At 60.9% G+C, this 11,802-nt stretch carries 15 protein-coding genes; 7 read left to right on the top strand and 8 right to left on the bottom strand.

Features of this window, described 5'->3' with window-relative positions:
- Nucleotides 1-203 precede the first annotated feature (203 nt).
- Nucleotides 204-983: a bifunctional hydroxymethylpyrimidine kinase/phosphomethylpyrimidine kinase gene (gene thiD, locus ABI_RS13375; RefSeq protein ID WP_006273544.1), complete on the bottom strand. Its 780-nt coding sequence runs from the start codon at nucleotides 981-983 to the stop codon at nucleotides 204-206.
- Between the two features lie 56 nt (nucleotides 984-1,039).
- Between thiD and ABI_RS13370 the strand changes: the two genes are divergently transcribed.
- Together ABI_RS13370 and ABI_RS13365 are read left to right on the top strand one after the other, a co-directional pair.
- Nucleotides 1,040-1,294, top strand: coding sequence for a DUF1653 domain-containing protein (locus ABI_RS13370; RefSeq protein WP_006273543.1), 255 nt, complete (start codon nucleotides 1,040-1,042; stop codon nucleotides 1,292-1,294).
- A 115-nt stretch (nucleotides 1,295-1,409) separates the two neighbouring features.
- A complete protein-coding gene (locus ABI_RS13365; protein ID WP_006273542.1) occupies nucleotides 1,410-1,754 on the top strand; it encodes a hypothetical protein in 345 nt (114 codons plus the stop codon).
- Between the two features lie 113 nt (nucleotides 1,755-1,867).
- On the opposite strand, the gene ABI_RS13360 is transcribed toward ABI_RS13365, so the two are convergent.
- Nucleotides 1,868-2,875, bottom strand: a complete 1,008-nt coding sequence (locus tag ABI_RS13360) for an RluA family pseudouridine synthase (protein WP_006273540.1) — start codon at nucleotides 2,873-2,875, stop codon at nucleotides 1,868-1,870.
- A gap of 39 nt (nucleotides 2,876-2,914) precedes the next feature.
- Nucleotides 2,915-3,337, bottom strand: a complete 423-nt coding sequence (locus ABI_RS13355; protein WP_040309251.1) for an ExbD/TolR family protein — start codon at nucleotides 3,335-3,337, stop codon at nucleotides 2,915-2,917.
- 126 nt (nucleotides 3,338-3,463) lie between these two features.
- Between ABI_RS13355 and ABI_RS13350 the strand changes: the two genes are divergently transcribed.
- The gene (locus ABI_RS13350) at nucleotides 3,464-3,655 is read left to right on the top strand and encodes a hypothetical protein (RefSeq protein WP_006273538.1); all 192 of its coding nucleotides are present in this window, start codon (nucleotides 3,464-3,466) and stop codon (nucleotides 3,653-3,655) included.
- A gap of 37 nt (nucleotides 3,656-3,692) precedes the next feature.
- Entirely contained in the window at nucleotides 3,693-4,568 is an 876-nt protein-coding gene (locus tag ABI_RS13345) for an SPFH domain-containing protein (RefSeq protein ID WP_006273537.1), read from the top strand.
- Nucleotides 4,569-4,923: 355 nt separating this feature from the next.
- Here the strand turns inward: ABI_RS13345 and ABI_RS13335 are convergent, their stop codons facing one another.
- Complete coding sequence (locus ABI_RS13335) at nucleotides 4,924-5,358, bottom strand: ExbD/TolR family protein (RefSeq protein WP_040309250.1); 435 nt, start codon at nucleotides 5,356-5,358, stop codon at nucleotides 4,924-4,926.
- Nucleotides 5,359-5,727: 369 nt separating this feature from the next.
- The gene (gene folE, locus ABI_RS13330; RefSeq protein WP_006273535.1) at nucleotides 5,728-6,360 is read right to left on the bottom strand and encodes a GTP cyclohydrolase I FolE; all 633 of its coding nucleotides are present in this window, start codon (nucleotides 6,358-6,360) and stop codon (nucleotides 5,728-5,730) included.
- A gap of 262 nt (nucleotides 6,361-6,622) precedes the next feature.
- Between folE and cysS the strand changes: the two genes are divergently transcribed.
- Both cysS and ABI_RS13320 read left to right on the top strand, forming a co-directional pair.
- Nucleotides 6,623-8,020: a cysteine--tRNA ligase gene (gene cysS / locus ABI_RS13325; protein ID WP_006273534.1), complete on the top strand. Its 1,398-nt coding sequence runs from the start codon at nucleotides 6,623-6,625 to the stop codon at nucleotides 8,018-8,020.
- Nucleotide 8,021: 1 nt separating this feature from the next.
- Complete coding sequence (locus ABI_RS13320) at nucleotides 8,022-8,579, top strand: SRPBCC family protein (protein ID WP_006273533.1); 558 nt, start codon at nucleotides 8,022-8,024, stop codon at nucleotides 8,577-8,579.
- Nucleotides 8,580-8,624: 45 nt separating this feature from the next.
- On the opposite strand, the gene ABI_RS13315 is transcribed toward ABI_RS13320, so the two are convergent.
- Genes ABI_RS13315 through ABI_RS13305 form a run of 3 tightly spaced genes read right to left on the bottom strand, consistent with a single transcriptional unit; the run spans nucleotide 8,625 to nucleotide 10,106 of the window.
- Nucleotides 8,625-8,819: a hypothetical protein gene (locus ABI_RS13315; RefSeq protein WP_006273532.1), complete on the bottom strand. Its 195-nt coding sequence runs from the start codon at nucleotides 8,817-8,819 to the stop codon at nucleotides 8,625-8,627.
- 55 nt (nucleotides 8,820-8,874) lie between these two features.
- A complete protein-coding gene (locus ABI_RS13310) occupies nucleotides 8,875-9,288 on the bottom strand; it encodes a SufE family protein (protein WP_040309419.1) in 414 nt (137 codons plus the stop codon).
- 32 nt (nucleotides 9,289-9,320) lie between these two features.
- A complete protein-coding gene (locus ABI_RS13305; RefSeq protein WP_245531353.1) occupies nucleotides 9,321-10,106 on the bottom strand; it encodes a sensor histidine kinase in 786 nt (261 codons plus the stop codon).
- 174 nt (nucleotides 10,107-10,280) lie between these two features.
- Here ABI_RS13305 and ABI_RS13300 point away from each other — a divergent pair.
- Nucleotides 10,281-11,802 (top strand): histidine kinase dimerization/phospho-acceptor domain-containing protein (locus ABI_RS13300; protein ID WP_040309249.1); only part of this gene is annotated, 1,522 nt, incomplete at its 3' end.

The raw sequence follows: 11,802 nt of genomic DNA, 5'->3' as shown, positions 1-11,802 counted from the left end.
AGCTGTGCTAACGCTTCGCTTTTTGAGCACGGTACGCTCCGCTCCGGTTCTCGAAACCAGCCCTTTTCGGCTCACCCTGACGGCTTTCCAAACCGTATTTATATCCGGTGACATTTCTACCACCCTTCGCTTCGGCGGAGGGTTTTCTTGTGAGCCTCATGCCAAAAAGTGGACGCCACTTTTTGGCATGAGGCGTTCAAAAATCACAACAACCAGTTATGCCGCAAAGGCCCATGCCCGCCACCCAAGCCCGGTGCCATCAGGATGGCGCCGATCACATAGTCCCGTGCCAGCTCGATGGTCTCGTTCAGAGGCCGCTCCGCTCGCCACAGCGCGGCGCAGGCGCTGGCCAGCGTACAGCCGGTGCCATGGGTATGCCGGGTATCAACGCGCTCCGAGGCGAACCGGAAGACGGCGTCCTGGGTAAACAGCAGGTCAACCACTTCGGGGCCGGGCAGATGCCCGCCCTTCACCAGGACATTGCGTGCCCCGGCCTTCAACAGCGCCTCGCCAGCGCGGCGGGCGTCATCCTCATTTTCCACCGCGAACCCGGTGAGGGCGGCCGCTTCGGGCGCATTGGGGGTCAGCAACCCGGCGCGAGGAATCATTACCGCCTTCAGCGCGGCGACCGCTTGTTCGGCCAAGAGCGGGTGGCCGCCCTTGGCCACCATGACGGGGTCGACCACGGCAAAGGCGTCGGTCGCATCCATGACCTCGGCGACGGCCTCCATGACGGAGGCGTCACCCAGCATGCCGGTCTTGACCGTGTCAGCACCGATATCGCTGAGACAGGCGATGCCCTGGGCCTTGATGATGTCGGGCGGCACGGCCATGACGCCGGTGACGCCAAGGGTGTTCTGGATGGTCAGGGCGGTGATGGCCGTCATCGCATAGCCACCGAGACAGGTCACCGTCTTGATGTCGGCCTGGATTCCGGCACCGCCCGACGGGTCGGAACCGGCGATGATAAGAACTCGGTGCACTTTCAATCCTCGACGAACAGGTTCATGGTTGGACCACATCCAGATAAGAGCCGGCGATGCCCCTGACAACCTCGTTTTACCAGTCTGACATCCAACGTGGCACCTATCGCCACTATAAGGAGAAGCTGTACAAGGTGTTCGGAACCGTGACCCATTCCGAAACCGAGGAGGTTATGGTGCTGTATGCGCCTCTGCACCAGGAAGCCGGCAATGCGCGTCTGTGGGTGCGGCCGCTGTCGATGTTCACCGAAACTGTGGTAACCGATGACGGTGAAAAGCCGCGATTCGCATATGTTGAAGGTGGGTACTGATGCTCAGACTATGCACTGTAACTAGCGCCCCCAAGACGATTCACTTGGGTGCCGGCGACGTTTCGCCGCCCCCGCGGAGGCACGAGCAACGCGAGTTGGCCGTGAGCGATCAATAATGGGACGTTGGAATGAGCTGGTGCCGGAGGCGTTTGCCGACCGCAACCATCCCATCCTGAGGGCCATGCGCGGGACCTTGATCCTGGTACGGATGAACCAGATTGGGGCAGATGACGCGTTGATGTCAACCGAGATCCTGGCTGGGCGGCTGGTTCGCGCCAACCGTTCGGAGGGGTTCGTGCTGTCACTCGTCGGCAAGAAGTCAGGCCAGGAACTTTTCCTGCCGCTGGTGCCGGATGCCTTCAACCTGGTCGACAGCGGCCGCTATCAGTTGTCGTGCGGCAGCATCATCCACAATCCGGAATTCCTCGGCGCCTTCGATATCTACCGCGAGGCCACATGAACCTGCCGTGGCAGCAGATCATCACCGACCCGTGGCTGATTGTGATGGTGGCGCTGTTTGTCGCCCTAGGCGGATGGATGCTGTACCAGAAGTGGCGCGGCGGACGGTAAGCCCTACATATCTTGCAAGGCTTCCACCAACTGGACCATGTCGTCCGGCATCTTCGCCTTGAACTTCAACTTCTCACCGGTGATGGGATGCACGAACCCCAGCAGCCCGGCATGCAAGGCCTGACGGCCGAATTCCAGGTCGCGCACAATCTCCTGGACCTCGCGCGCCGGAGCGCCCGAACCATAGACCGGATCGCCCAGGCACGGGCAGCCCAGATGCGCCATATGGACCCGGATCTGGTGGGTCCTCCCCGTTTCCAGCCGGCAGCTCAGCAAGGCCGCCAAGGGCTTGACAGTGCCGAACACCTCTTCCAGGCGATAGTGGGTGATGGCCTCGCGCCCGCCGCCGCGTAACACCGCCATCTTCTTGCGGTCATGATGCGACCGGCCGATGCGGGTATTGACCGTGCCGGAGACGTAGCGAGGCGCCCCGCGCACCACCGCCTTGTATTCACGGTCGATATCGTGGCGTCCGAACAATTCCGACAGGCTGCGGTGGGCGACATCGCTCTTGGCCGCCACCATGACCCCGGAGGTATCCTTGTCCAGCCGGTGGACGATCCCTGGCCGCAGCACGCCGCCGATGCCTGACAGGGACTCACCGCAGTGAAACAGTAAGGCATTGACCAGGGTGCCGTCGCGCGTTCCGGGCGCCGGGTGAGCCGCCATGCCGGGGGCTTTGTTGATGACGATCAGGTGTTCGTCCTCGAATAGGATATCGAGAGGGATGTCCTGCGGTTCGGGATTGGCGCTGATCAGGGCCGGGATGCTGAGGCTGTAGTCGCCCGGCCGCGCCTTGTGCTTGCCGTCGGTGATGACGGCGCCGTTGTGGCTCAGGCGGCCCTCGGCGATCAGGGCTTGCAGGCGGGCACGCGACAGGTCGGGGAAATGGACGGTGAGGGCGCGATCCAGCCGGTCGCCGGCCTCGTCCGCGGTAACGGTGGCGGTCAGGACATTGACGTCAGTTTCGGCCAGATCGTCGTCTTCGATATCGTCGGGGGTATCGTTCATGCGTTCCGATACGCCAGGACGGCGGCGAAGGGAACCCCGTCAGTCGATATCCTCGTTGATCAGGCCGATCCGCGTGTAGCCGTGGGCGTTCAGTTCGTTCAACACCTGCATGAAGGCATCGTACTCAATGTCGGCATTGCCGCGAACCAGGACGCGCTCTTCAAGGGGGTGTTGGCTTTGTAGCGCGGCGCGCAGGTCGGCATCCAGTTGTGCCAGGCTCGTCTTCTGGCTGCCGATATAGAGGTCGCCCGGCCCCTGGATGGAAATAAAGGTTGGTGTTTTGCCTGTGGCGCCAGCCTTGGGCGGCGGCATGTCCAACTTGACCGCCTTCGTGGCGACGGGGATCGACACCATGAAGATAATGAGCAGAACCAGCATGACGTCGACGAATGGCGTCACGTTGATATCGGAATTCTGTTCGATTTTGTACACTGCACTTTTGGTGCGAATCCTTGCCGGCATTGGCTTCCCCTCCCTCATAGGCACCGGAGAGCGCTCCGGTGACCGCCTATTGTACCATGAATTGATGTCTTGCCCGGCTCAGCATAAAGTGATATCACTTTGATATGAGTTTTGGAGGGTTGGGCCATGGCCGATGACGATAAACCCCTGAGCACCTTGGTGGCCCAGGGTTGGGAGATTGTGAACTACACCGTTGCCTATGAGGCGGAAGGCGCCATGCAGAGCGTGCTGCTGCGCAAGCAGAAGCAGCACAAGATTCTGCGCTTTCGGCCGAAGACCTTCGGCAAGGGCTATGTGGTGAAGGAAATGGACGTCTGAGAGATCATCTCTGACGACGTCGCGACGGGAGGGTAATATGAACGAAAAATCTATCAACAAAACCGGCGAAATCCCTGGCGCCGGCGGAAGTGGTGGCCTGTGGCTGCTGATCCTGCTGGCGCTTGTGGCGGCGATCATCGCCGTCCTGGTGACCCGCAGCGTGCTGGGGTTTGCCGCTATAGCTCTGGGTCTGGCGGCGCTGTTCCTGCTCTGCGGTTTCTACACCGTCCAGCCGAACCAGGCCGTCGCCATCACGGTCTTCGGCAATTACAAGGGCAGCGATCGCACCACGGGCTTGCGCTGGGTGCCCTTCTGGTATGGCCGCAAGAAGGTGTCGCTGCGGGTCCGCAACGTCACCAGCGAAACGCTGAAGGTCAACGACCAGCGCGGTAACCCGGTCGAAATCGCGGCCAATGTCGTGTGGCGGGTGGCCGATTCGGCTCAGGCCCTGTTCGACGTCGACGACTATGTCGCCTTCGTCAACATCCAGATTGAGACAGCCCTGCGTGAAACGGCGCGGCAATATGCCTACGATCACGCCGACGACGGCCAGCCGACCCTGCGCGATGATGCCGAAATCGTTGGCGAGCGTCTGAAGAACGACCTGGCCAAACGCGTCGAGGTTGCCGGCGTCACCATCGACGAGACGCACCTGATGCACTTGGCCTATGCACCGGAAATTGCCGGCGCGATGTTGAAGCGTCAGCAGGCCGAAGCCGTGATCGCCGCCCGTCACAAGATCGTCGCCGGCGCCGTCGGCATGGTCGAGATGGCGCTGGAGCAACTGTCCGAGCGTGGCGTGGTCGATCTGGACGAGGAGCGCAAGGCCGCCATGGTGTCCAACCTGCTGGTGGTGCTGTGCGCCGACCGTGAAGCCCAGCCGGTCGTCAACACCGGGACGCTTTACGGCTGATGGCTTCGCCGGGCAAGAAATCCTATCCGCTTCGGGTCCGGCCCGAAGTTATGGAGGCGGTCGAGATGTTGGCCGCCTCCGAGCTGCGTTCGACAAATTCGATGCTGGAAATGCTGCTGCGTGAAGCCTTGATGAAGCGCGGCATCAAACTGCCGGTAGGGCGAAAATCCGAAACGGATCAGTAAGTCGGACCGGCCGCAAGGCTTTGCCCCGCTTGAGATAAGCGTGGCCACCTACCGCGATCGCAAACCTATCCTTAAGTTCGTGATTGCTGTGATATAGCCAGTTTTCAAACCATAGAAAAACCCCGGCAGGAAAACCTGCCGGGGTTTTTAAAATTCCAGGATCGCGAAGACTATTCGATGTCTTCGTTGATCAGGCCGATCTTCAGGTAGCCGTGCTGCTGAAGCTCGTTCAGGACCTGCACGAAGTCCCTGTACTCGATGTCCTTCCAGCCGCGGACCAGGATGCGCTCGTTGAGCGGGTCGTCCGACTGAAGGGCGGCACGGACGTCCGCGTCCAGGGTTTCGAGCGACGTCTTGCGCTCGGCGATATAGATATCGTTCGGACCCATGATCGAAATAAAGACCGGATCCTTTTTCTTTTCACCCGTGGGGGGCGCCTTTGCGGGCGGCAGGTCCAGCTTAATCGAGACCGTGGCCACCGGAATGGACACCATGAAAATGATCAGCAGAACGAGCATGACGTCAACGAACGGAGTCACGTTGATGTCTGAGTTCTGTTCGATCTTGTACTTACCGCCGCCACCGCCGCCGAGCTTTGCGCCCATGAGTAAAACTCCCTTTAGACCCCCGCGCTGCGGCGCATGGGGCGAAATCTTATGCCATCCGGTTACGGGGGCGCAGAACCGTAAGCGCCCTGGTTTCAGAACCGACCCGGCGATTTAGGCCAAGTCCCGGTCAAAAGTAAAGACCTAAACCGGCCGAAACGGAGCCTTAGACGAGAAGGATTAAGAATATTTCTCAATCGCCGGCTTAAAGTTCGCGCCGACGGAGAAAACGACGGCGCGTGCCTGTCACCCAAGCACGCGCCGCGTAAAAAATCTATTCTTTAGCTCAAGCGCCGCATGGCTCGCGCAAGTATGCGCGGTGGGCAGTCGCCCACTGAGAGGCGCATGACGAATCATGCGCCTTTGAACTCATTTTTGTGTCAGTCTCAGGAACCGTTCCTGCAGCACCGTATCCGTCTTGAACACGCCGGTAAAACGCGTGGTGACGGTCGAGACATTCTTGTGATGGACGCCGCGGGTGCTCATGCACTGGTGCTCAGCGTCAATCAGGACAGCCACGCCCAGCGGTGCCAGCGAGTCTTCCAGCGCATCGGCGACCTGTTTGGTCATGGTTTCCTGAGTTTGCAGCCGCTTGGCGAAGATCTCGACGACGCGGGCGATCTTGGAAATACCAACAACCTTTTCGGTCGGCATATAGGCCACCCAGGCCTTGCCCAGGAATGGCGCCATATGGTGTTCGCAATGCGATTCGACGTCGATCTCCCGCAGCATGACCATGTCGTCATAGCCCTGCACGTCCTCGAAGGTGCGCGACAGCTCCTTCTTCGGGTCGGCGTCATAGCCCTGGAACCATTCCTGATAGGCGTCGACCACGCGCTTGGGCGTATCGATCAGACCTTCGCGGTCGGGATTGTCGCCGGCCCACGCCAGAAGCGTACGGACGGCCTCCATGGCCTGCTCACGCGAAGGGCGGTTGGTAAAGGTGGTCACGCTGACCGGCTTCGACGTGGCGAGCAGGCTCTTTGGATCCAGACTATCCATATTCAATATCACAGTCCCCTGAGGGCCGAGTGGCGCCGGTGCGGAGGCATCCGGAATGACGCGTGGCATCCCTCAAAAATGGTTTGACCCGCACGAAGTTTGCGCGGCGCCGCGACCCGATTCCGTCAGTACGGTAGTAAGGCGGTTTTGACACTTACGCTTCTAGCACATTTTTGGATCAAAGTGCGCGAGTTAAACGTGGTGCATCGGCGAGACCGCGTCTATATGGGACAGCCCACCTTGATTACAACCGAAAACACCAATGAAATTACAGATTCACGATACGCTTCGCCGCGACAAGGTCGAATTCCAGCCTCAGAACCCGCAGCGTGTGACCCTGTATGTCTGTGGTCCGACCGTCTATTCCTACGCCCATATCGGCAATGCCCGCCCGGTCGTGGTGTTTGATGTTCTGTTCCGACTGCTGCGGACGATCTATGGCGAAGACCACGTCATCTATGCCCGCAACATCACCGATGTCGATGACAAGATCAACAAGGCGGCCATGGACCAGGGCGTCGAGATCGATGTCATCACCAACCACTTCGCCGATATCTACAATCAGGACATGGCGACCTTGGGCGCGCTGCGGCCCACTCTTGAACCGCGGGTGACGCACAATATGGCCGCGATCGTTGATCAGATCGCCGCCATCGTCGCCAACGGTCATGCCTATGCCGAACAGGGCCATGTCCTTTTCGACGTCGAGTCGTTCAAGACCTATGGCGCCCTGTCGCGCAGGTCGGTCGACGACATGATCGCCGGCGCCCGCGTTGAGGTCGCCCCCTATAAGCGCAACCCGCAGGATTTCGTACTGTGGAAGCCGTCCAAAACGGGCGAACCGGTGTGGGACAGCCCCTGGGGGCCAGGGCGGCCGGGTTGGCACATCGAATGCTCGGCCATGATCGAAGCCAATCTCGGTCTGCCGATCGATATCCATGGCGGCGGACATGACCTGATCTTCCCCCACCATGAGAACGAGATCGCGCAGGGCCTGTGCGCCCAGCACGCCCACGGTCACGACAGCGAATATGCCCACTACTGGATGCACAATGGCTTCCTGACCTTCGATGGCGACAAGATGTCGAAGTCGCTGGGCAATGTGAAGCTGGTTCACGATCTGATCAAACAGGTGCCGGGAGAAGTGATCCGTGCCGCCCTGTTGTCGGCCCATTATCGCGGCCCGCTGGACTGGACCGGTGAACTGATCGCCCAGACCCAGTCGCGCCTCGACGGCATGTATGGCACGCTGCGCAAGTTTGCCGCCGTGCCTGTACGCGATGAAGCCACGCCGCCGGCGGTTTTGGAGGCCTTGAGCGACGATCTCAACACGCCGCGCGCCTTTGCCGAGTTGTCGGCGCTGGCCAAGGCGCTGGAAACGGCAGCCGATGATGCGGCGCGTATCGCCGCCAAGTCGCAACTTCTGGCCGCCGGAAAGGTGCTGGGTCTGCTTCAGGGCGATGCCGAAGCCTGGTTCAAGGCCGGGGTGGATGAAGATCTGACGGTAAAGATTGATGCGCTGATCGCCGAACGCATCGCCGCGCGCACGGCAAAGAACTGGTCCGAAGCCGACCGCATTCGCAAGGCGCTTGACGAACTGGGGGTCGAGGTGATGGACTCGGCGACGGGGGCAACCTGGAAACTGAAGGCGGGGGTGTAATATGGCCTACAAGATAGAAATTCGAGTCGGCATCGCCGTGCCTGTCGACGATGTCTATGAGATCGTTGCCGACATTGACTCGTGGACCTCCTGGAGCCCGATCCACCAGTCGGCCTCAGGGAAGCTGGGCTTCGGCGCGCCGTTTCGTACCGAAGAAAAGTTCGAAGGCCTTGGCCTGTGGGAGATCGACGGCGCCGTCGCCGACTGGGTGCCGCTGTCGCACATTCACATTGTGGTGCCCAAGAAGTTCTATGAAGGCAGCCTGTTGCGCTACTTCGAATTCGACTCGCTGTCGGAAACGGGTTCGTCCTTTTCGATGGGCGCCGCGTTTTCGGGATTCCTGTCGGAACGGGAAGGCCGCAAGTATGGCAAGTACTTCCGGGCCGGCTTCCAGGCCTTTGCCGAGGCCTTGAAGGCCAAGGCCGAGGCCGAATACAACGCCCGCCCCGCGGAGCAACGTCTGAAAGCCTCCAAACCGGCCAAGGTTCCGGAAATTCCGGAAAAGACCACCGCGCCCTGGGCACCGCCGAAGCAATGGAAGTTCGGCAAGAGCAAGTAGATCTCGTTTTGAACGCGATCCGTTTCTACGGGATCAAAACGCGCTCTAACCTGTCACGACGTGAACGGTGACGGTGTTTCCGTCGCCGTCCCATCCGCGATAAAACCCCGCTTCGACCACACCCGTGAACAGGCTGCGGAAATCCTGTGCCTGCAGGATCAGCTTGAGGTCACGCATGGCGTCGCGCGCATCCAGGCGCGTCCAGTTCAGACAGGTTTTGAGATCGAAAACAGCGGCCATGGCGAACACCTCAAAAAAGTATGTTCCCTATTTGTTCCATATAAGAACGCCGTTGTCAAGCCGCGGCCTTCTTCAGTCTTTCGACCATGGACATCAGCCCATTGGTCCGCTGCGAGGACAAGGCCTCGTCGAGGCCCAGCTTATGCAAGGTATCGCGGATCGAAAAACTCTGGATTTCGCCATAGGGCAAACCGTCCAGAAGCCGCACCAGGATGGCAATCAAACCCTTGACGATGAAGGCGTCCGACTCACCGCGAAACCGCAGCTCGTCCTGGGGCGCCGGGTCCATCACCAGCCACACCTGCGAGGCACAGCCCAGGACGCGCGTCTGGTCAATCCGCTCCTCAGGCTTGAGCGGCGGCATATCCTTGCCGAGATCGATAATATAGCGGTAGCGATCTTCCCAGTCGTCGAACAGTTCGAACTCTTCGAGCAGGGTATTCAGGCGGGCTTGCAGTTGTGCGGACATGCCCGCCATATAGGCGGGCTGCTCTGTCAGGTTCAAGCGGCTTTTAGACGAACAACCGCCTTCAACCCTTCGCCGGGACGCGATATCACCCGGAACTGACCGCCCATGACCTGGCAGTTCAGCTTGACGATGGCCCAGCCCAGTCCGGCGCCTTCGCGCGTGCGGCTCACACCGGTATCGCCCTGTTCAAACGGAAGCGTCAGACGCTCGATATCGCCCTGTTCCGGGGCATCACCACGGTTGAAGACGCTGATATCGACCAGGTCGCCGTTGCGGCGGGCGTCCAGTTCGACAACGCCGTCGGCGGTGAAGTCGATCGCATTGTGCAGCAGTTGATCCAGACAGGAGGCCAGGCCGCGCGGGTCAAACATGGCGCAGAGGTCTTCATCGCGCAGCTTGATGTCGAGGCGCACGCCGCGGTCCTGTGCTATGGCCTTCAGCTTGCCGGCGGCCTCTTCGAGATACGGCAGGACAGGCTCGGGCACGGCTTTCAGGTCGCCGCCGCTTTCCAATCGAACGATTTCGATAAAGCCGTTGAACAGGTTTAACAGCTTGGTGCCGCTGTCGCGGATGATGTTGGCGTATTCAACATATTGCGGGGAGCCGAGAGGGCCGTACAGTTCCTGGCGCAGGATCTCGGAAAAGCCGATAATGCTGTTCAGCGGCGTGCGCAATTCGTGGCTGACCATCCGCAGGAAGGATTTGCGCGCCACGTCCTTGTCAGGGCTGCGGCGCGGGTCGAGATTCCACGCAGGCGCTTCGCCCGGCGCGTTCGTCCGCGACTCGGTTTCCGGCGATTGTGGCATCGGAAGGGGCATGCTTCGCGTCCGCTAAAGATTGAGGGGCACTATGGCACGGTGGGATTAACCTTAAGTTACAGTCCTTTGGGTCATACTATTCGCTTGCGGCGCGATTGTTTTCGTCTTTTCCGCGCCGACGTTTAAGATTGTTCGGTTAGGGGCGGTTGCTCCGGTTAGGGAAGTTGGGTCCGCGTGCCGTTCAAAGCCTATTTCCAGGAAGTCCTGTCGCCGTCCTCCGGGACGGACGGCGGCCTGCGTCTGGGCGTGATCCTGTGGCATCTCGGCTGGGCTTCGGTGATGTTGCTGGGCTTGCTGCGGCTGTTGTTCATGTCGGCTTCGCCGCTTGTCTCGGGCGCTCTGGTCGCCATGACCGTGCCCGGCGCCTGCGCCGTCATGCTGCTCAGCCGCGATTCGCCGGCCTGGCGCCAGGGTCTGATCTGGATCTGGGCCGCGTGCGCCACTATCGCCGTGTTGCTCACCGGCGGCATTGCAGGTCCGGCCGCTGCGTGGGTCTTGAGCCCGATCGCCTGCGCCGTGGTTCTGAACCAGCGCCGGCTGATTTCGCTGGCTGCCACCTTGTCGGTGGTTGCCGCGCTCATCGCCATCATGGCCGGCCTGTGGCAGGGCGTTCGCCTGCCCGATCCGCAGGAGGCTTTCTGGCTGTCGCTCATGTCGATCCTTTCGGTCGCGATCGGCCTGGGCGTCGGCCTTCTGCCCGCCTTACGCGCCCGCGTCGACCGCGCCCACGATGCCGAAGACGCCCGCGCCCGCCTGCTGCGCATGCTCACCGAACAGCCCCATCTGATCCTCTGCCTGGATGGCCATGGCAAGGTGGTATCGGCCTATGGCGAAGCCCCGCCGGGCCTGGACCTCAATTCGCTGATGAGCCTGGGCTTGTCGGCCTCGGCCCATGCCCCGGATCGCGCAACCGTCAAGGCGGCGCTGGATCAGGCGTCGACGACCGGCCGTGCCGAGATCGGTTTTACGCCACACGGCGCGCTCGATCATTATGTGTCCTTAAGCCTGCGTCGTGGCGCCGACAACCGCCTGCACGGCGTGCTGAGCGATGCCTCGTTGATCCACGCACGCGAAGTGAGTCTGGAAGCTTCGCGCGCCGAGGCCGAGTCGCTGAACCAGAGCAAGACCAAGTTCCTGGCCAGTATGTCGCATGAACTGCGCACGCCGCTGAACGCCGTGATCGGCTTCTCGGACATCATGCGTCAGAAGCTGTTCGGCGACCTGTCGCCGAAGTACACCGAATACGCCCAACTGATCTGGGAATCGGGCCAGCACGTGCTGGACATGATCAACGACGTACTCGACATGTCCAAGATAGAGGCCCAGAAGTACGAGCTGACGCTCGAAACCTTCGACCTGCGCGAGCCGGTATCCGGGGCGCTGCGTCTGATCCGGGCGGCCGCGCACGACAAGGCGATCGAAATTACCAGCACCATGCCGGTATCGTCGCTGACGGTGACGGCCGACAAACGCGCCATCAAGCAGATCTGCCTCAACCTTTTGTCCAATGCCGTCAAGTTCACGCCGAAAGGCGGCGATGTCGCCCTGGTGCTGGGCCATAGTGCCAATGAGGTCGAGATTACGATCCGCGACACCGGCATCGGCATCGCTCCGGACGATCTGAGCCGTTTGGGCCAGCCTTACGAACAGGCGGGTCCGGCGGAACAGAAGGCCATGGGCACTGGGCTGGGTCTAT

Source organism: Asticcacaulis biprosthecium C19, from assembly GCF_000204015.1.
In the GTDB taxonomy this organism is placed as follows: domain Bacteria; phylum Pseudomonadota; class Alphaproteobacteria; order Caulobacterales; family Caulobacteraceae; genus Asticcacaulis; species Asticcacaulis biprosthecius.
Note: the sequence above shows the minus strand (reverse complement) of the source record. Positions and strands in the feature narration are given on the sequence as shown.